At 65.5% G+C, this 19,711-nt stretch carries 18 protein-coding genes and 1 pseudogene; 12 read left to right on the top strand and 7 right to left on the bottom strand.

Going from position 1 to position 19,711, the window contains the following annotated elements:
* Window positions 1-30 precede the first annotated feature (30 nt).
* From radA to LB528_RS26960, 6 genes are all read left to right on the top strand, one after another.
* Complete coding sequence (gene radA / locus LB528_RS26985; protein WP_224716929.1) at window positions 31-1,434, top strand: DNA repair protein RadA; 1,404 nt, start codon at window positions 31-33, stop codon at window positions 1,432-1,434.
* A 42-nt stretch (window positions 1,435-1,476) separates the two neighbouring features.
* The gene (locus LB528_RS26980; RefSeq protein ID WP_224716924.1) at window positions 1,477-2,154 is read left to right on the top strand and encodes a CvpA family protein; all 678 of its coding nucleotides are present in this window, start codon (window positions 1,477-1,479) and stop codon (window positions 2,152-2,154) included.
* A 114-nt stretch (window positions 2,155-2,268) separates the two neighbouring features.
* A complete protein-coding gene (gene purF / locus LB528_RS26975; protein WP_224512549.1) occupies window positions 2,269-3,750 on the top strand; it encodes an amidophosphoribosyltransferase in 1,482 nt (493 codons plus the stop codon).
* 23 nt (window positions 3,751-3,773) lie between these two features.
* Window positions 3,774-4,517, top strand: coding sequence for an SDR family NAD(P)-dependent oxidoreductase (locus tag LB528_RS26970; protein ID WP_224716923.1), 744 nt, complete (start codon window positions 3,774-3,776; stop codon window positions 4,515-4,517).
* Window positions 4,518-4,593: 76 nt separating this feature from the next.
* Complete coding sequence (locus LB528_RS26965; RefSeq protein ID WP_224716922.1) at window positions 4,594-5,232, top strand: hypothetical protein; 639 nt, start codon at window positions 4,594-4,596, stop codon at window positions 5,230-5,232.
* A gap of 136 nt (window positions 5,233-5,368) precedes the next feature.
* Entirely contained in the window at window positions 5,369-5,593 is a 225-nt protein-coding gene (locus tag LB528_RS26960) for a hypothetical protein (RefSeq protein ID WP_041008353.1), read from the top strand.
* A gap of 167 nt (window positions 5,594-5,760) precedes the next feature.
* Here LB528_RS26960 and LB528_RS26955 read toward each other — a convergent pair whose 3' ends face one another.
* On the bottom strand, window positions 5,761-6,264 hold the full coding sequence (locus tag LB528_RS26955) for an OsmC family protein (protein ID WP_224512544.1): 504 nt from the start codon (window positions 6,262-6,264) through the stop codon (window positions 5,761-5,763).
* Between the two features lie 389 nt (window positions 6,265-6,653).
* Here LB528_RS26955 and LB528_RS26950 point away from each other — a divergent pair, with 389 nt between their 5' ends.
* From LB528_RS26950 to LB528_RS26940, 3 genes are all read left to right on the top strand, one after another.
* Complete coding sequence (locus LB528_RS26950) at window positions 6,654-8,150, top strand: S10 family peptidase (protein WP_224512542.1); 1,497 nt, start codon at window positions 6,654-6,656, stop codon at window positions 8,148-8,150.
* Between the two features lie 139 nt (window positions 8,151-8,289).
* Window positions 8,290-9,186, top strand: coding sequence for a DMT family transporter (locus tag LB528_RS26945; RefSeq protein ID WP_224512539.1), 897 nt, complete (start codon window positions 8,290-8,292; stop codon window positions 9,184-9,186).
* Window positions 9,187-9,223: 37 nt separating this feature from the next.
* Window positions 9,224-10,141, top strand: coding sequence for a DMT family transporter (locus tag LB528_RS26940; protein ID WP_224512537.1), 918 nt, complete (start codon window positions 9,224-9,226; stop codon window positions 10,139-10,141).
* 148 nt (window positions 10,142-10,289) lie between these two features.
* Here LB528_RS26940 and LB528_RS26935 read toward each other — a convergent pair whose 3' ends face one another.
* Window positions 10,290-11,144, bottom strand: coding sequence for a LysR substrate-binding domain-containing protein (locus LB528_RS26935; RefSeq protein WP_224512535.1), 855 nt, complete (start codon window positions 11,142-11,144; stop codon window positions 10,290-10,292).
* 112 nt (window positions 11,145-11,256) lie between these two features.
* Here LB528_RS26935 and LB528_RS26930 point away from each other — a divergent pair, with 112 nt between their 5' ends.
* Complete coding sequence (locus tag LB528_RS26930) at window positions 11,257-11,664, top strand: tautomerase family protein (protein ID WP_224716921.1); 408 nt, start codon at window positions 11,257-11,259, stop codon at window positions 11,662-11,664.
* Window positions 11,665-11,963: 299 nt separating this feature from the next.
* On the top strand, window positions 11,964-14,186 hold the full coding sequence (locus LB528_RS26925) for an AMP-binding protein (protein WP_224716920.1): 2,223 nt from the start codon (window positions 11,964-11,966) through the stop codon (window positions 14,184-14,186).
* Window positions 14,187-14,195: 9 nt separating this feature from the next.
* Here LB528_RS26925 and LB528_RS26920 read toward each other — a convergent pair whose 3' ends face one another.
* On the bottom strand, window positions 14,196-15,011 hold the full coding sequence (locus LB528_RS26920; protein WP_411962265.1) for a CDP-alcohol phosphatidyltransferase family protein: 816 nt from the start codon (window positions 15,009-15,011) through the stop codon (window positions 14,196-14,198).
* Window positions 15,012-15,014: 3 nt separating this feature from the next.
* Complete coding sequence (locus LB528_RS26915) at window positions 15,015-15,752, bottom strand: phosphatidylserine decarboxylase (protein ID WP_318012362.1); 738 nt, start codon at window positions 15,750-15,752, stop codon at window positions 15,015-15,017.
* Window positions 15,753-15,901: 149 nt separating this feature from the next.
* On the opposite strand from LB528_RS26915, the gene LB528_RS26910 reads away from it, so the two are divergent.
* Window positions 15,902-16,798 (top strand): SMP-30/gluconolactonase/LRE family protein, encoded by an 897-nt coding sequence (locus tag LB528_RS26910; RefSeq protein WP_411962264.1) that lies wholly within the window; start codon window positions 15,902-15,904, stop codon window positions 16,796-16,798.
* Here the strand turns inward: LB528_RS26910 and LB528_RS26905 are convergent.
* The 3 genes and pseudogenes from LB528_RS26905 to LB528_RS26895 all read right to left on the bottom strand — a co-directional run bounded on the left by LB528_RS26905 (window position 16,774) and on the right by LB528_RS26895 (window position 19,588).
* Window positions 16,774-17,116 (bottom strand): annotated as a pseudogene (locus LB528_RS26905) (antibiotic biosynthesis monooxygenase). The gene LB528_RS26910 and the pseudogene LB528_RS26905 overlap by 25 nt on opposite strands.
* A 253-nt stretch (window positions 17,117-17,369) precedes the next feature.
* Complete coding sequence (locus tag LB528_RS26900) at window positions 17,370-19,253, bottom strand: ABCB family ABC transporter ATP-binding protein/permease (RefSeq protein WP_224716918.1); 1,884 nt, start codon at window positions 19,251-19,253, stop codon at window positions 17,370-17,372.
* A complete protein-coding gene (locus LB528_RS26895) occupies window positions 19,253-19,588 on the bottom strand; it encodes an ArsR/SmtB family transcription factor (RefSeq protein ID WP_224588895.1) in 336 nt (111 codons plus the stop codon). Before LB528_RS26895 ends, LB528_RS26900 begins: the two co-directional genes overlap by 1 nt.
* Between the last annotated feature and the right edge of the window lie 123 nt (window positions 19,589-19,711).

Here is a 19,711-nt window from a genome sequence, read left to right as displayed (position 1 = left end):
GCCGGCCTATCCAATGTCGGGCCGCGCCTAATGGCCAAATCGCGCGTTCAGTTCATCTGCCAGAATTGCGGCTCGGTGCATCAGCGCTGGGCCGGCAAATGCGATGCCTGTGGCGAGTGGAATACGCTTGTCGAGGAAGGCACGTCCGGCGGCATTGGCTCGGGGCCGGCGAACATGCGCAACGCCCGCAAGGGCCGCGCCGTGGTGCTGACCAGTCTCGCCGGCGACATCGAGGATGCGCCGCGGATCGTATCGGGCATCGGCGAACTCGACCGCGCCACCGGCGGTGGCTTCGTGCGCGGCTCCGCACTTCTTGTCGGCGGCGATCCCGGCATCGGCAAGTCGACGCTTTTGACGCAAGCCGCCGCGGCGCTCGCCTCGAAAGGCCACCGCATCGTCTATGTCTCGGGCGAGGAAGCCGTCGCGCAGATCAGGCTCAGGGCGCAGCGCCTCGGCGTCGCCTCAACGCCGGTGGAACTCGCCGCCGAGACCAATGTCGAGGACATTCTTGCCACCATCGCGGACGGCAGGCGGCCGGACCTCGTCATCCTCGATTCCATCCAGACGCTGTGGACGGACCTTGCCGATTCGGCGCCTGGCACCGTCACCCAGGTGCGCGCCGCCGCCCAGGCGATGATCCGCTACGCGAAATCCACAGGCGCTGCGATCGTGCTCGTCGGCCATGTCACCAAGGAGGGCCAGATTGCAGGCCCTCGCGTCGTCGAGCACATGGTCGACGGCGTGCTCTATTTCGAGGGCGAGGGCAACCACCACTTCCGCATCCTGCGCACCGTGAAGAACCGTTTCGGGCCGACCGACGAGATCGGCGTCTTCGAAATGTCGGACAAAGGCCTGCGCGAGGTCTCAAATCCATCGGAGCTTTTCCTCGGCGAACGTCACGCGAAATCGCCGGGCGCCGCGGTTTTCGCTGGCATGGAAGGCACCAGGCCGGTGCTGGTCGAGATCCAGGCGCTGGTCGCGCCCTCCTCGCTCGGCACGCCGCGCCGCGCCGTGGTCGGCTGGGACGGGGCGCGGCTGTCGATGGTGCTCGCCGTGCTGGAGGCGCATTGCGGCGTGCGCTTCGGCCAGCACGACGTCTATCTCAACGTCGCCGGCGGCTACCGGATCTCGGAGCCGGCGGCCGATCTCGCGGTCGCCGCCGCACTGGTTTCCTCGCTCACCGGTCTTGCCCTTCCCGCCGATTGCGTCTATTTCGGCGAAATCAGCCTATCGGGCGCCGTGAGGCCAGTTGCGCATGCGCAGCAGCGTCTCAAAGAAGCCGAAAAGCTGGGTTTTGGAAGCGCGGTGCTGCCGCTCGGCAGCGAGGAAGTTGCCGGGGGGATCGGGGCCGGCGCGTTCCAGCCCACCGAGCTGGCCGACCTTGTGGCGCGCATAGCCGGCTCACGGCGCGGCCATGCCGACGACGGGGAGTGATGCGGTTCATCACGCCGCAAGACAGGAAGTGGGGCGAGAACCATGCCGATTACGCTGCTTGACGGAATCCTCGTCGGCTTCACTCTGGTCTCAGCAATGCTCGCCATGGTGCGCGGCTTCTCCCGCGAAGTGCTGTCTGTGGTTTCCTGGGTAGCGGCCGCGGCGGCGGCGTTCTTCTTCTACAAGCCGGTCCTGCCCTATGTTCAGCCCTATGTCGACAACGACAAGATCGCGATGGCGGCCTCTGCCGGCATCGTCTTCCTCATCGCGCTGATCGTCGTCTCCGTCATCACCATGAAGCTCGCCGACTGGATCATCGATTCACGCATCGGCGCGCTCGACCGGACGCTCGGCTTCCTCTATGGCGCGGCGCGCGGCATCCTGGTGGTCGCGGTGGCGCTGCTGTTCTTCAACTGGCTGGCGGGCGCCAAGGCGCCCGCCTGGGTCGCCAACGCCAAGTCGCGGCCGTTGCTCGAGACGATCGGCGCCAAGCTCGAAAGCGTGCTGCCCGAGAACACCGAGGAACTGGTCAACAAATACACGCATAAGGGCACGCCGCAGGCCGGCGCGCCGGCGACGACCGATCAGCCGGCGGCTGAGCCGCCGGCCGCCGGTGACGACAACGCGCCGGCACCCGACGACAGCGAGGGCGAGGCACCGGCCGACAACGAGCCGGCTCCAGCGCCTGCCCCGGCTCCCGCTCCAGCGCCGGCAAACTGAAGTCCAGGCCAGCCATGGCGCTGGCCTGAGGCATTTTGTGAATGCCTAACTACGCGCGTTGCGTTCGGCGAGCGATCGCCTTATATGGCGGCTTTAGCGGAGCTTGAGCACCAAATGGCAGACTCAACGGCAGATAGAGGCAAAGTCCTTTCCGCCGAGGCCGACGATCATTTCCACGACGAATGCGGCGTATTCGGCATCTTCGGCCGGCAGGATGCGGCGGCCATCGTCACGCTCGGGCTTCATGCCCTGCAGCATCGCGGCCAGGAAGCGGCCGGCATCGTCTCCTATGACGGCACCCAGTTTCATGTCGAACGCCATGTCGGCCTGATCGGCGATACCTTCACCAAGCAGCGCGTCATCGACAGCCTGCAAGGCAACCGCGCCATCGGACATACGCGATACGCCACCACCGGCGGCGCCGGCATTCGCAACATCCAGCCCTTCTTCGCCGAGCTTGCGGAGGGCGGCCTGGCGGTCGCCCATAACGGCAACCTCACCAACGCGCTCACCGTGCAGCGCGTGCTGCAGAAGCAGGGCTCGATCTTTTCCTCGACCTCCGACACCGAGACGCTGCTGCACCTGATCGCGACCAGCAAGGAGCGCGATTTGAATTCGCGTTTCATCGACGCGATACGCCAGGTCGAGGGCGCCTTCTCGCTGGTGGCGATGACGGCCAAGAAGATGATCGGCTGCCGCGATCCGCTCGGTATCCGCCCGCTGGTGCTGGGCGATCTCGACGGCGCCTGGATTCTCGCTTCCGAAACCTGCGCGCTCGACATCATCGGCGCCCGCTTCGTGCGCGACATCAAGCCCGGCGAGATGGTGGTGATCACCTCGAAGGGGATCGAGAGCATCTTCCCGTTCGAGCCGCAGAAGACGCGCTTCTGCATTTTCGAATATGTCTATTTTGCGCGGCCGGATTCCTCGGTCGAGGGCCGCAATGTCTACGAGGTGCGCAAGCGCATCGGCGCCGAACTCGCGCAGGAAAGCCCGGTCGACGCCGACATCGTGGTGCCGGTTCCGGATTCCGGCACGCCGGCTGCGATCGGTTTTTCCCAGGCCGCCGGCATTCCCTTCGAGCTCGGCATCATCCGCAACCACTATGTCGGGCGCACCTTCATCCAGCCGGGCGATTCGATCCGCCATATGGGCGTTAAGCTGAAGCACAATGCCAACCGCCGCATGATCGAGGGCAAGCGCGTGGTGCTGGTCGACGATTCGATCGTGCGCGGCACCACCAGCCAGAAGATCGTGCAGATGGTGCGGGACGCAGGCGCGAAGGAAGTGCATATGCGCATCGCCTCGCCGCCGACCAGCGCATCCTGCTTCTACGGCGTCGACACGCCGGAGAAGTCGAAGCTCCTGGCATCGCGCATGTCGGTCGAGGAGATGGCGGAATTCATCCGCGTCGATTCGCTCGGTTTTCTCTCCATCGACGGGCTCTACCGTGCCGTCGGTGAAGCGCGCCGCGACAACGACCAGCCGCAATTCTGCGACGCCTGCTTCACCGGCCAGTACCCCACCCGTCTGCTCGACTTCGAAGGCCACGACAATGTGCGTACGCTGTCGCTGCTGGCGAGTGGCGGGTCGTAATCGCAGTTTACGGAAATTCCTGAATGACTCTCGACCTTTCCGGCCGCGTGGCGGTCGTAACCGGCGCTTCGCGCGGCATCGGCTATTTCATCGCTACGGAGCTGGCGGCGGCCGGCGCGCATGTGATCGCGGTGGCGCGCACAGTGGGCGGGCTGGAAGAGCTCGATGACCAGATCAAGGCCGACGGTCGCGGACAGGCGACGCTTGTGCCGCTCGATCTTGCCGACATGGCCGGCATCGACCGGCTGGGCGCAGCGATCCACGAGCGCTGGGGCAAGCTCGACATCCTGATCGCCAATGCCGGCGTGCTCGGCGTCATCTCGCCGATCGGCCATGTCGAGGCCAAGACCTTCGAGAAGGTGATGACCATCAACGTGACTTCGACGTGGCGGCTGATCCGCTCGGTCGACCCGCTGCTCAGGCTCTCCGACGCGGGCCGCGCCATCATTCTCTCCTCCAACGCGGCGCATTCGGCGCGCGCCTTCTGGGGCCCTTATGCGGCTTCCAAGGCCGCCGTCGAAACGATGATGCGGTCCTGGGCGCATGAGACCGAGAGCCTGCCGCTGAGGGTGAACGCCGCCGATCCGGGCGCGGCCCGCACGGCCATGCGCGCCCAGGCCATGCCCGGCGAGGATCCGGAGACGCTGCCGCATCCGTCCGAGATCGCCAGGCGCATCGTGCCCCTGGCAAGCCCGGAGCTGAAGGAGACGGGCCTGATCTTCCAGGCCAAGCACAACCGCTTCGTCGCCTACCGGCAGCCGGAATAGAAGAAGCTCAGACGGGATTAAACCGGGCTCCGGCAACGTTCTTCGAATGCAAGGCATTCGAAACCGGAGGACTGATATGCGTAGACTTCTTCTCGTTGCCGCCACCACCGTCGCGGCACTTGCCGCATCGGCTGGCGTAGCCCTCTCGCAAGATAAGACGATGAGCTTCTTCGTTACCAGCGTCGGCTCCGGCAAGGGCGCCGATCTCGGCGGCTTGAAAGGCGCCGATGCCCACTGCGCGTCGCTCGCGGAAGCGGCCGGCGTCACCGGCAAGACCTGGCATGCCTATCTTTCCTCCAGCACGGAAGATGCGCGCGACCGCATCGGCAAGGGTCCGTGGTTCAATGCCAAGGGCGAGAAGATCGCCGACGATGTCGCCTCGCTGCACAGCGACGCCAACGGCATCACCAAGCAAACGGCGCTGACCGAAAAGGGCGAAATCATCAACGGCCGCGGCGACACACCGAACCGGCACGACATGCTAACCGGCTCCAAGCCCGACGGCACGAAGATCGCCGACCAGACCTGCGGCGACTGGACGATGAGCGGCGCCGAGGGTGCCGCGATGATGGGCCATCACGACCGCACCGGGCTTGACGATTCGGCGGCGGCGAAGTCTTGGAATTCCTCGCACGCCTCGCGTGGCGGCTGCAGCCAGGAAGCGCTCCAGGGCACCGGCGGCGACGGTCTGTTCTACTGCTTCGCGGTCGAGTGAGCCGCGTCGCGACCACTCCATTCACGGGTCTGTGACCGGGGCGGTGGAAGCGTGTGCCGCCGCCCCGCTTCCGCCGCTCCGAAGGAGTTGCTAGGATCGGTCCGACTCCGACATCTAAGCAAAGCGAGGAATTCCCATGGCTGCTACTCCCAGCGTAGCGTTGGTCTGGTACCTGGTGATCGCCGGCCCGCAAGGCGGCATGGTGGTGCTGCCCAGCACCTTCGACACCCGCGAACAATGCACCAACGCCATTACCGAATATCAGAAGCAGCCGACGCCGCAGGGCTGGGCCGTGCAATGCGTACCGAGCGCCTCGCCGTTCACCGACGAAGGGGATGCGGAAACGCCCTCGGCGCAGTAGGGCCGACTTATCTTTCCCCCTCGAGGGGGAAGATGGCCGCGAAGCGGTCAGAGGGGGGCTCCTCGCGTGGAGCGCCGACCTCTTTCTGAGACGAACAACGCCGGCACTCTATGTGAGACGACCCCCTTGTGTCGCCTTTGGCGACATCTCCCCCTCATGAGGGGAGATCAGCTTGCGCTCACGCTCAACGCCGGCTTGTTGTTGATCGTCTGGAACACCACGCAGTAGCGCTCGGTGAGCTTCACGAGCGCATCGATGCGCTCCTGCGGTTCATCGGTGTCGAGGTCGAATTTCAGCCTTATTTCGCGGAAGCCGACCGGCGCGTCCCGGGCGACGCCGAGCGTGCCGCGAAAATCGAGGTCGCCCTCGGCCTCGACGGTAGCGTTGCCGAGCTTGAACTCCAAGGCGGTCGCTACCGCTTTCAGCGTCACGCCGGCGCAAGCGACCAGCGCTTCCAGCAGCATGTCGCCCGAGCAGAGCTCGAGGCCCGAGCCGCCGGTGGCCGGATGAAGCCCGGCAACCGCAAGCGCCCTGCCCGTCTCCACCTTGCAGGCGATCGACTGGTCGTCGAGCGTGCCGCGGGCTCTCAGCGTGATCAGCGCCTTGGCGGCGTCCTCGCGATAGGCATCCTTCAGCGGAGCCTGCATGGTTTTGAGGGCGGTGGAGTCCATTGTGTGGGGGTCCTTTTCATACTGTCTTTGCCGGTTGATAGCACTGTGTGAGCATGGCAGGGAAATCCTGCTGGCGACTATCATTTTCTGCCAACTCGGAGATTGGTGAAGACGAGAATAACAGCTGATCTCCCCCCTTGCGGGGGAGATGTCTGGCAGGACAGAGGGGGGTGCTGTCCCGCTATCCTATCAGCTGTTCACAGCGCGCGAACTCGGACAGAAGTTGCTGCAGAAAGATGCGTCGACCAGGGCCGAGTTCCGTCACACCCCCCTCTGCCCTGCCGGGCATCTCCCCCGCAAGGGGGGAGATTGGCAGCTTCTGCGCCGCGCCCCTTTGATTTCCCACGCCCCGGCCATACCTTTGCGGTTGTCGTTCCCGCGGAGCCCTCATGCGATCCAAGCTCGTCCCCCTCATCCTCTTGGCGCTCGCCGCCTTCGCGCAGCCAAGCTTCGCCGACACACCGGAACGACCGGCGCCGACCGGCGGCGTGCTGTCGCTGCTGCCGCAGCCACAAGTGACCGAGCATTCGATCACGCTTGGCGGGCGCAAGCTGGATTACCAGGCCAAGGCCGGCACGCTGTCGCTCTTGTCCGGCAAGGGCGAGGTGACGGCCGAGATTTTCTATGTCGCCTACACGCAGCAGTCGCCGGCCCCGGCGAAGGAGCGGCCGATCACCTTCGTCTTCAACGGCGGACCCGGTGCTGCTTCGGCTTACCTGCATCTCGGCGCGATCGGTCCGCGCATCGTCGAGACCGCCGCCGACGGCGAGTTCCTGCGGCCGCCGCAAAAGCTCATCGACAATCCCGACAGCTGGCTCGACATGAGCGATCTCGTCTTCGTCGATCCCGTCGGCACCGGCTACAGCCGCGAAGCGCCGGGGCATGAGCCGAAAGAATTCTGGAGCGTCGACGCCGACGCCAGCTCGGTCGGCGCCTTCATCCGCCTCTATCTGGCGCAGAACGGCCGCACGGGATCGCCGCTGTTCCTCGCCGGCGAAAGCTATGGCGGCTTTCGCGCCGCGCTGCTTGCCCGCACGCTGCAGGAGGATGTCGGCCTGAGCCCCAGCGGCATCGTGCTGATCTCGCCGGCACTGGAGTTCATGCTGGTGCGGCCAGACCAGTTCGACCAGCTGCACTGGGCGTTGGAGCTGCCTTCGCTAGCGGCGACGCGGCTCAAGGCCGACGGCGTGAGCGGCGACGCGTTGCGCGACAGGCTGGCCGAGGTCGAGCATTACGCGCTCGGCGATTACCTGACGGCGCTGAACAGCGGGCTGGAGCAAGGCGGCAAGCTCGCCGGCGGGCGCGTATCGGAGATCACCGGCCTGCCGCTGGAGCTCGTCCAGCGCAATTTCGCCCGCATCCCCATCGGGCTGTTCGCCAAGGAATTCCAGCGCGCCACGGGCAAGGTGCTCAGCCCCTATGACGCCACCATCGGCACCGTTGACATCGCGCCGCAAAGCGCCCGTGAGGCCGGCCCCGACCCGGTGCTCGACCGCAGCGTTCCGGTGCTGACCTCCGCCTTCGTCGCTTACGCCCGCGACGAGCTGAACTACCGCACCAATGTCAGCTACCGCCTGCTCAATGGCGAGGTCAGCCGCAGCTGGGATTACGGCACATCGGGCCAGGGCTATGCCGGTGTGATGAACGACCTGCAACGGGCGCGTTCGCTCAACCCGGCGCTCGGCGTGGTCATCGTCAACGGCTATACCGACCTCGTCACGCCCTATCTCGCCTCGCGCTATCTGGTGAACCAGCTTCCTTCGCTGTCAGACGCCAAGCCGATCCGCATCGACGTCGTCGAGGGCGGCCATATGATGTATCTGCGGCCGGGCGGGCGGCGCGCGCTGAAGGATGCCGCATCGGAGCTCTACCAGGCGACGCAGTAACTCCGACCGGCCTCCGGCAAACGACCTGCGCCAACGCAAGCGTCGCGCTGGAGCAGCGCCGTGCAAGGTTTAGCCCCTATAGCTGGAGCAGCGGTCCCGACTGGGGCGGAACCGCCTCACGCAAACGCGCTGAACCCTCATGGCCGATGTCGTCATCCTGGAAAGCCGCGAAAGGGTGCTGGCCGGCATCCTGTTCACGGCTGCCGCCTATTTCCTGTTTTCGGCGCAGGATGCTTCGATCAAGCTCCTGGTCGTCGGCATGACGGTCTGGCAGATCATGTTCGTCCGCTCGATCACCGTGCTCGTCGCCTGCGGCGCGGTCGGCGGCAAGCGGCTGTTCGCCGACACGATCGGCTCGCCGATCGTCAAGCCGATGCTGGTGCGCAGCGCCTTCACGCTCGCCGCCTGGCTTTGCTACTACAACGCCGCCCGCTCGCTGCAGCTCGCCGAGCTTACCACCATCTACTACGCCGCGCCGATTATCGTTACCGTGCTGTCCGTGCTGATCCTGGGCGAGACGGTGCCGCTGCTGCGCTGGATCGCGGTGTTCATCGGCTTCGTCGGCGTCTTCATCGCCTGCGATCCGACGCGGCTCGGCTTCTCCGTGCCGGTGCTCCTGGTGTTGGCGGCGGCGGTGCTTTGGGGCATCGCCGTGGTGCTGTTGCGCAAGACGGCGCTGCAAGAGCGCACCATGATCCAGCTCGTTCTCAACAATTTCTATTTCCTGCTCTTCTCAGCGGCGCCGGCACTGCTCTGGTGGCGGATGCCCGACGGGCGGCAGCTTCTTTTGCTTGTCAGCGTCGGGGCACTCGGCGGGGTGGCGCAATATGCGCTGTTCGAGGGCATGAAGCGCGCGCCGGTGTCGATTATTGCGCCGTTCGAATACACCTCGCTGGTCTGGGCCTTCGCGCTGGGCTACGCCATCTGGGGCGACGTGCCCCGCACGGAAGTGTTCATGGGCGCGGCGCTGATCATCGGCGCGGGTCTGCTCATCGTCGGCAACGAGCATTTCCGCAGACGGGAGCAGGCCTCATGACGGAAGGCTGTCAGGAGCAACTGGGTAGGCTGGTGCCATGACGGACACGCTCGACATGCCGGAAAAGATTGCGCCTGCCGCCGCCGACGTGGCAGCCGAGCGCACGCTCGGCATCATCCTGGTGTCGGCATCGGCGATCGCCTTTGCACTCACCGGCGTACTGACCAAGTCGATCCATGCCGATCCGCTGACGATCACCTGCTGGCGCGGTTTTTTCGGCTCGATCCTGATCAGCTTCTACGTGCTGTGGCGCCGGCGCCGCTCGGGTGGGCGCGAGAGCCTGAGATTGGGCTGGCGGGGCTGGCTGCTGGCAGTCGAGGGCGCCGCCGCCAGCATCGCCTTCATCTCGGCCTTCAAATTCACCTATGTCGCCAATGTCGCGGTGATCTACGCGACCTCGCCCTTCATCGCCGCACTTCTTGCCTTCCTTCTGGTGCGGGAAAAATTCCGGCTGCAGACGATGGTTGCGGCCGCCGTGTCCCTGTGCGGCGTCGCCATCATGGTGGGCGCCGGCCTCGGCAGCGGGCACCTGTTCGGTGACGGGCTGGCGCTGCTGATGACCGCCGGCAGTGCGCTCTACATGATCATGGTGCGCGCTTTTCGCGACTCGCCGGTCGTGTGGGCTGGCGCGGTCTCGGCCTTTCTGCTTTTCGTGCTCGGCTGGTTCGTGACCGACCCGCTGGCCGTGTCCGCCCGCGACGTCGCGCTGCTTGCCACCTTCGGCTGCTCTTTCGCGCTGGCCTCGATCCTGTGGACGGAAGGCTCGCGGCTGATCCCGTCGGCGGAAGCCGGGCTGCTCGGTTCCGCCGAGGTGCCGTTCGCCATCCTGTTTGCCCTGCTGTTCCTCGGCGAGGTCCCACCCATGGCCAGCGTCATCGGCGGCGCCATCGTGCTCTGCGCGGTCTTTGCGCATGCCGGACGCGACTGGATGAAGGCGAAATCGGCGGGCTCGTAAATTATTTTCGCAGTCACGGAACCATCATCAGTCTCAGGCATTGTTAGATCGACGGGTCACCCCCCAAGTCCCCCCAAACCCCTCGACCCGTCCGACTAGAAGCCGACCCGCAAAAAGGTCGGCTTTTTCTTTGAGGATTCCTCGCTGTTCAGGACGACAAGGCCAGGCCGCTGCCGAGAAGCTCCGCCAGATCCCGCGCCGGACGCGCAGCTTCGCGGCCGACCCGGATGGCGAAATCGGCCATCGGCAACGGCGGGAGGTCGAAATCGGCAGATGCCTCGACGATGCCGGAATGGGCAAAACGCCGGGTGCGCGGCGTCAGCGCGATGCCGGCATTGACCGCGCTGCGCAGGCCGGCAAGGCTGGCGCTGCCGGCGGCGATGCGGTAACGGCGGCCGGCGGCATCGAGCGCATTGAGCGCGGCCTCGCGGAAGCCGCAATAGGGATCGAGCAGCGCCAGCGGTACCATCTCCTGCCGAGCCGCCAGTCCTTTTTCCGAGCAGAGCCACAGCATCGGCTCGCTGATCAGGGCCGCTTCATCCGGCGAGGGGGCATGGCGCATGGTGATCGCGAGATCGAGTTGACCTGCCTGCAGCGCTGACCCGAGCTCCAGGGAACGGCCGACGCGCAGCTCGATCCTGATGCGCGGATGGCTGGCGGCGAAGGCCCGGAGCAGGTCCGGCAGGCCCTGATCGGCGAAATCCTGCGTCGTGCCTATGGCGATGCGCCCGCCGGCGCGCGCGCCCTTCAGCGCCAGCCACGCCTCGGTGTGAACGGCAAGGATGCGCCGCGCATGGCCGACAAGGTCCTCGCCGGCCGGGGTCAGCCCGCGTCCCCTGCCCTGCGGGATGAGCAGCGGCTCGCCGACGATCTCTTCCAGCCGCTGCATTTGCGCGGTCACCGCCGACGGCGTGCGGCCGATGGTGGATGCGGCCTTGGCGAGCGAGCCGCTGTCGACGAAGGCGAGAAAGGTTTTCAAGAGATCGGGATCGAGCGTTTCCACAGTTCGACAATATCGAAGCAATTGTCAAAAACAATTCGATTTTTTTTAACGTATAGATGAGCCCATATCTCTCCCGTCGAAAGCGCGACGCGCGAAGCCAGAGGAGAGAAAAATGCCGATCATCAACATAAGCGTCACCGGCAAGCCCGACGCCAAGCTGTCCGCCACCATTGCCAAGGAGGCTACCGACATCACTGCGAAGCTGTTGCACAAGGATCCGACCATCACCGCGGTCGCCGTCAACTACGTCGAGCCGCAGCACTGGTTCGCTGGCGGCAAATCGCTGGCCGGGCATGAGACCAGCACATTCTGGCTGGATATCAAGGTGGTCGACGGCACCAACACCAAGCTGGAGCTCGAAGCCTACCTCAAGGCGATCTTCGAGGCTTTCGGACGGCTGCTGGGCGGCGTGCATGAGGAAAGCTACGCCTTTGTGCACGAAGTGCCGGCCGCGGCCTATGGCTATGGCGGCAAGAGCCAGGAGTTCCGCTTCATCAGCGGGAGGCTGAAGGCGGCATAGCGCCCTCTTCCCCTTCTCCACTTGTGGGAGAAGGTGGCCGAGCGAAGCTCGGTCGGATGAGGGGTGATGGACGGAGCGCGGCATCGCAAGTTAAGTGCGTCAAATTGCCCGATTTTCCGGCGACTCATTTCGTCCAGCACCCCTCATCCGTCTCGGCGCTATCGCGCCGATCCACCTTCTCCCACAAGGGGAGAAGGGGAGCGCAGCCTTCCCCGCATTGACCTTGCCCCCACTTCCGCTACCCTCTGCCACCGAAGCGGCCGCTCAAGAGCCGCGCTGGAGGACTGGGAGAGAGCGGCATGATCCTGACCCTGGCGCTGCTGGCGGGTCTTGTTTTTGCCTGGCTGCTGATCGGCGTGATCGAGCGGTTCCGGCTCGACCTGCGCTTCACCCAGGCGCTGCTCTACGTGCCGTTCAAGCTCGCCTACCGCATCGCCGACAATCGCATGCGCATCGCCCGCAGCGCCAAGACGCCGGTCATCTATGTCGTCTCGCACCAGTCGCGCATCGAGCCGGCGCTTATGCTGTCGCTGCTTCCCGACGACACGCTGCACATCCTGGACGAGGCTTCCGCGCGCTCGCCGTGGCTGGAGCCGTGGCGAGAGCTTGCCCGCACCATCGCCTTCAACGCCGAACATATCTTCGTCAGCCGGCGACTGGTGCGCGTGCTCAAGGGCAAGGGACGGCTCGCCGTCTACCTGCCGGACAATGTCGAGCCCGACGTCAAATCGTTCCGGCTGTTTCGCGCCATTACCCGCATCGCCATGCAAGCGGATGCCACCATCGTGCCGATCTTCGTTGCCGGCACGCGCGACCTGCCGGTCTCGCTGACGCCGAAGGAGAAAGCGCCGCGCCACTGGTTCCCGCGGCTTTCGGTGAGCGTTCTGGAGCCGATGACCATTGCCGAGCTGGTGGCGCGCAACCCCGACATGGCCTCCAACACCAACGCGCTGTTCGACCGGTTCGCCGAGGCGCGGCTCTACGGCACCAATCTCGATCGCGGGCTCTTCCTCGCCATGCGCGACGCCGCCGACCGCATCGGCCCTTCCAGCCCGATCATCGAGGACGTGATTTCCGGTTCGCTCAGCTACCGCAAGCTGTTCATCGGCGCGCGCGTGCTCGGCCGCCATTTCGAGGCGGTGACGGCGCCGGGCGAAGCGGTCGGCGTGCTGTTGCCCAACGCCAATGGCGTGGTGCTTACCTTCGTCGGCCTGATCTCCGCGGGCCGCGTGGCGGCGATGATCAACTACACCGCCGGCCCGGCCAGCGTGACCGCGGCGGTCCGCACCGCTGTGATCCGCACCGTGATCTCGTCCCGCGCCTTCATAGAAAAGGCCGCCATCGACGATATCGTCGCTGCGGTCGAGGCGGGCGGCGCCAAGATGCTGTGGCTGGAGGATGTGCGCGCCGGCGTGACGACCCTGGACAAGGTCGCCGCCGCGCTTCTGTGGCGTTTGCCGCTGCAGCGGCAGCAAGCCTCGAAGCCCGCTGTCATCCTGTTCACCTCCGGCTCGGAAGGCACGCCCAAGGCGGTGGTGCTGTCGAACCGCAACCTGCTTGCCAATGTCATGCAGGCGGAGGCGCGCGTCTCCGTCTCGCCGGCCGACATCCTGCTCAATGTGCTGCCGGTGTTCCATTCCTTCGGATTGACCGGCGGCACCATCCTGCCGCTGGTGCTGGGGATAAAGCTGTTCCTCTATCCCTCGCCGCTGCACTACAAGATCATCCCGGAGATCGCCCGCAAAGTGAAGCCTACCGTGATGTTTGGCACCGACACTTTCCTCGCCAACTATGCCCGCACCGCCAAGGACGGCGACTTCTCCAGTCTGCGCTTCGTCGTGGCCGGCGCGGAAGCGGTGAAGCCGGAGACGCGGCGCACCTATCGCGATCGTTTCCAGGCCTCGATCGTCGAAGGTTTCGGGCTGACCGAGGCCGCGCCCGTGGTGGCGGTGAACACCGCCATCCATAACCGCGACGGCACGGTCGGGCGGCCGCTGCCGGCCATCCGCGTGAAGCTGGAGCCGGTCGAAGGCATCGCCGAGGGCGGCCGGCTGTGGCTCGACGGACCGAACATGATGATGGGATACATGACCGCCGACCGTCCAGGCGAATTGCAGCGGCTGGAAGGCTGGCACGACACAGGCGACATCGTCTCGATCGACCGCGAGGGCTTCATCACCATACGCGGGCGGGCCAAACGCTTCGCCAAAATTGCCGGCGAGATGGTGTCGCTGGGCGCCGTCGAGATGCTGGTGCAGTCGCTGTGGCCGGAAGAGCGCCACGCGGCGGTGGCGGTGCCCGACAAGAGGCGCGGCGAGCGCATCGTGCTGGTCACCACCGCCGACGACGCCAATGCCGAGGAACTGCGCCAGTTCGGCAAGAAGGCCGGCGCGGCCGAGCTGATGGTGCCCAACGACATCATCAAGGTCAATGAGATCCCGGTGCTGGGCTCGGGCAAGACGGATTACATCTCGGCGCGCAAGCTGGCGATCGACCGGCTGGGGCTGAGTGCGGCGGCCTAGGGCGCAGCGCTACCCGATATCCGACGGCGGCACCTTCTCGCCTTCGCGCATGGCCCGCTTCGAATAGGCGCGCACCGAGAATGGCAGGAAAAGCAGATAGCCGGCGACGGAAGCCGTCAGCGTGTACCAGGGATAGGCCATCAACAAAAGGATGTAGAGCAAGACGCCGAGGATCACCGGCAGCACCCGGTCGCCGGGTATCTTGACGCTCTTGCCCGAATAGACCGGCAGGCGGCTGACCAGCAGGAACGCCACCAATACGGTAAAGCCCGAGCCGACGAAGGCCGCCGGCCGGGTGGGCTCCAGCCCGAGCCGCAGAAAATAGAGATAGAGCGGCAGCATGACCAGTACAGCGCCCGCCGGGGCCGGCACGCCGACGAAATATTCGGTCTGCCAGGCCGGCTGGTCGGTATCGTCGGCCAACACGTTGAAGCGGGCAAGCCGCATGCCGCAGGCGATGGTGAAGAGAAGTGCCGCGATCCACCCCGGCGAGCCGGCGCGATCGAGCAGGAAGGCATAGAGCACCAGGGCCGGCGCCACGCCGAAATTGACGATGTCGGCCAGCGAATCCATCTGCGCGCCGAATTTCGAGGTCGCCTTCAGCATGCGCGCCAGCCGCCCGTCTATGCCGTCGAGGAAGGCGGCGAGCAGCACCATGACCACCGCGATCTCGAAGCGGTTCTCGAAGGCGAAGCGGATGCCGGAAAGGCCGGCGCAGATGGCAAGCACGGTGACCAGGTTGGGCAGCACCATGCGCATCGGGATCTCGCGGATGCGCGGACCGCCGCTGGCATGGGCCTCGAATTTTTTGAACGGCGCGCCCAACGCTCAGGAAATCCTGACCAGGGGCGTGACGGCGGCGCCGCCGAATTCGGCAAGAACGGTCTCGCCGCCGACCGCCGTCTGGCCGACCGCGACGCGCGGCACGGCGCCCGACGGCAGGAAGACGTCGACGCGCGAGCCGAAGCGGATCAGGCCGAAACGTTCGCCGATCGCGATCGAGCCGCCGGCTTCGGCCCAGCAGACGATGCGGCGCGCCACAAGGCCGGCGATCTGCACGGCGGCGATCGTGCCGTTCGGGCTGTCGATGACCACGCCGTTGCGCTCGTTCTCGGCGCTGGCCTTGTCGAGCTCGGCATTGAGGAATTTGCCGGGCTTGTGCTCGATGCGCGTGATCCGGCCGCGCACCGGAGCGCGGTTGATGTGGCAGGAAAACACGTTCATGAACACCGAGATCCGGGTCATCTCGCCCGAGCCCAGACCAAGCTCGCTCGGCGGCACGGCGGGGCCGACCGCCGAGATCACGCCATCGGCCGGGCTCACCACCAGCCGGTCGTCGACCGGCGTGACGCGTTCGGGGTCGCGGTAGAAATAGATGCACCACGCGGTGAGGATCAGCCCGATCCAGACCAGGACCGAGGAGAAATAGCCGAGAAACAGCGTCGCCGCGGCGAAGGCGGCGATGAAGGGGTAACCTTCGCGATGGATCGGAACGAACGTATTCTTGACCGAGTCGAGAAGCGTCATAGGGCTTGGGGCGGTCCCTGTTTCAGGTTGCGCCTCAATAGCGGAAAGCACCCCTCCCCGCAACGCAACAATGGGGGATAGGATGAGCCCCAGACGGCAGCGCCGGCGCGCAAGCCTAATTTTGCTCCTGTTGTCGGAACTCGGCTCCGTCGCGCGTCCTTGCGAGAGGATACCCAAGGAGCCCGCCAATGCCTTCGCAGAAACCGTCTGCAATGAGTGCCAATATCGTCACAACAGGCCTCGCCTTCGGCGAGTCGCCGCGCTGGCATGACGGCCGGCTCTGGCTGTGCAACTGGAGCACCGGCGAGATCGTCGCGGTGGACGAAAATGGCCGGAGCGAGATGATGCTTACCGTCCCGGCTGTCCTGCCCTATTCGATCGACTGGCTGCCGGATGGGAGGCTTCTGGTGGTCTCGGGCCGGGAAGGCCTGCTGCTCAGGCGGGAAGTAGGCGGGGCGCTCGTCATCCATGCCGATCTCAGACATCTGTCGAAGAACCCGTGGAACGAGATCGTCGTCGATGGGCGCGGCAACATCTATGTCAATGGCGGCGGGCCGGCACCGGCGCCGGGCGAGCATTTCGGCCCGGGCACGATCGTGCTGATCGCAGCGGACGGCGGCGTGCGGCAGGTCGCCGAGGACATCGCGTTCGCCAACGGCATGGCGGTGACACCGGACAACAAGACACTGATCGTCGCCGAATCCCACGCCAGACGGCTGACCGCCTTCGATATTGGCGAAGACGGCAGCCTTTCCAAGCGGCGCGTCTGGGCCCATCTCGGCAACGACTATCCCGACGGGATCTGCATCGATGCCGAAGGCTGCGTCTGGTACGCCGACGTGCCGAACCGGCACTGTGTCAGGGTGCGCGGGGGCGGCGAGAAAATCGACAGGGTCGAGGTCGATCGCGGCTGCTTTGCCTGCATGCTGGGCGGCGTCGACGGCAGGACATTGTTCATCGCCGCTGCCGAATGGCGCGGCTTCGAAAACATGGTGAGCGACGCCCGCACCGGCCAGGTGCTGAGCGCCGCTGTCTCCGTGCCTGGAGCCGGATGGCCGTCCTACACTTCCGGCACGCGCTGGTAGTTGGCGATGTCGGCCTTGACGCCGAGGCGCGCGATGGTTTCCTGCGCGCTGAAGGCGATGCGCTCATGCGCGGCCTTAGACGATCGGCACCACCTTGTCGACGGCGGCCTGGCTTTCCCACTCGACCACGGTGACGAAGTTGAACTCGCCGGGGCCGGAGAACTGTTCGAGCAGGAAGTCCTGCACGAAACCTTCCTGCCGGCGCAGCAACTCGTGCGTCATCCTGGCCTTGCTGAGGATTTCGTCGCGCGCGTGCGCCGGCACGACGAACTTGTCGACGCGGAACACGCTGCCGGTGCGGTGATTATTGGTCGTCATTTTTGATCCATCTCCGTTGTTAGGGTTGCCTGGCTGGTGGCTCGGAGATGGGTCTGCAAGCTCAAGATAGGTTGAGGTCAAGGGGGATTTTGTCCTTCCCTTCTCCCCTTGTGGGAGAAGGTGGATCGGCGCGAAGCGCCGAGACGGATGAGGGGTGTTCCAGGGAACGCCAGCGTCTCACTCCGCTGGAACACCCCTCATCCGGCCGCTTCGCGGCCACCTTCTCCCACAAACAAGGGGAGAAGGAGAAGCCTCAGCTCACCTCCGCCGTCCTCCTGCGCACGACCACCCCAAACTCGTCGCTCTCGCGCGCGATGCGCAGGCGCTCTTCGGCTTCGGTCGCTTCGCGCTGGCGGTCCCACATCGAGGCGTAGAGGCCGTGCTTGACAAGCAGCGCCGCGTGGGTGCCGCGCTCGGCGATCTGGCCATCCTTCAGCACGATGATCTCGTCGGCCGAGATCACCGTCGACAGCCGGTGGGCAATGACGATGGTGGTGCGGCCCTTGCTGACGAGGTCGAGCGCGGCCTGGATCTCCTGCTCGGTCTGGGTGTCCAATGCCGAGGTCGCCTCGTCCAGCATCAGGATCGGCGGCGCCTTGAGGATGGTGCGGGCGATCGCCACGCGCTGCTTCTCGCCGCCCGACAGTTTCAGCCCGCGCTCGCCGACCATCGACTTGTAGCCCTCGGGCAGCTTCTGGATGAACGGGCCGATCTGGGCGAGCTCGGCCGCCTTGCGCACCTCCTCCTCGCTGGCGCCGACGCGGCCGTAGCGGATGTTGTAGGCGATGGTGTCGTTGAAGAGCACGGTGTCCTGCGGCACCATGCCGAGCACCGCGCGCAGGCTCTCCTGCGTGACGTCGCGGATGTCCTGGCCGTCGATCAGCACCTGGCCGCCCTGCACATCGTAAAAGCGGAACAGAAGCCTGGAAATGGTCGACTTGCCGGCACCGGACGGGCCGACGATCGCCACCGTCTTGCCGGCCGGAACCTCGAAGGAGACGCCTTTCAGGATCTTGCGGTTCGGGTCGTAGGAGAAATGCACGTCGCGGAATTCCACCTTGCCGGGACCGACCTTCAAAGGCTTGGCATCCGGCTTGTCGACGATCTCCTGGGGCACGTCGAGCAGGTCGAACATGTGCTCGATATCCGTCAGCCCTTGCCGGATTTCGCGGTAGATGAAGCCGATGAAGTTGAGCGGCACCGAAAGCTGGATCAGCATGGCGTTGATGAAGACGAAGTCGCCGACGCTCTGCGTGCCGGCCTGCACTTCCAGCGCCGACATGCACATGACGATGACCGTGCCTAGGCCGAAGATGAGGCCCTGGCCGAAGTTCAGCCAGCCGAGCGAGGTCCAGGTCTTGGTCGCGGCGATCTCATAGCGCGCCATCGAACGGTCGAAGCGCTCGGCCTCCATGCGCTCGTTGGTGAAATATTTGACCGTCTCGAAATTCAAGAGCGAGTCGATCGCCTTGGTGTTGGCGTCGGTGTCGCTGTCGTTCATGTCGCGCCGGATCGAGATGCGCCAGTCGCTCGCCTTGACAGTGAACCAGACATAAAGCCAGACGGTGACGGCGACCACGGCGACGTATTTCCAGCCATAGGTGAAAGCAAATATGCCGGCGGTCAGCGCGAATTCCAGAATGGTCGGCGCCGTGTTCAGCATGATGAAGCGTACGATCGTCTCGATGCCTTTGGTGCCGCGCTCGATGATGCGCGACAGGCCGCCGGTGCGCCGCTCGAGGTGGAAGCGCAGCGACAGCTGATGCATGTGGACGAAGGTGCGGAAGGCGAGCTGGCGCACCGCATACTGGCCGACCCGGGCAAACAGCGCGTCGCGCAGCTGGTTGAAGCCGAGCTGGACCAGGCGCAGCACGTTATAAGCGATGACCAACATAACCGGCGCCAGCAGGAAGGCGGGCAGCGGCGGCGGTGTCTTCGAGCCATGGGCCAGCGCATCGGTCGCCCATTTGAAGAAATACGGCCCGGCGACCAAGGTGACCTTGGCGACGACCAGCAACAGCGTCGCCCAGGTGACGCGGGCTCTGAGATCGGCGCGCTCGGCCGGCCACATATAGGGCCAGAGATTGCGCAATGTGGTGAGGGTGCCGGCTTCGGCGGATACGGTCTTTTCGGCCACTAATCTTGCCTTTTAGGTGAGAGGCTGGGGCAGCAGGAGTTAACGAGTTCACTGAGCGAGGCTGAGACGCCCGCCAGCGCGACATGGTCGACGGCATAGCGCGAGCGCTGGCGATCGGCCTCGAAGCGGACGAGCCCCGCCTCGACCAGCACCTTCAGATGTTGCGAAACGGTCGACTGGGCGAGGTCGAGATGGTCGACCACCTCACGGCATGAGCAGCAGCGGCTGGCCGAAAGGCGTTTCAGGATCTCGATGCGTGCCGGATGCGAGAGCGCCGCCAGGCGGAGCGCCATGACGTGACTGTCGCTGCAGCGGATTTCGGGGGATTCGGCCATCGTCCATCGGCGATAGACGATGAAGAGGAATGGGGCAAGCTAGGCGGATGGGTAGATTTGAGGTGCTGGCGGGACAGCACCCCCCTCTGCCCTGCCGGGCATCTCCCCCGCGAGGGGGGAGAT

This window comes from Mesorhizobium sp. CA4, from assembly GCF_020165075.1.
In the GTDB taxonomy this organism is placed as follows: Bacteria; Pseudomonadota; Alphaproteobacteria; order Rhizobiales; family Rhizobiaceae; genus Mesorhizobium.
This window is presented reverse-complemented; position numbering and strand designations above follow the sequence as displayed.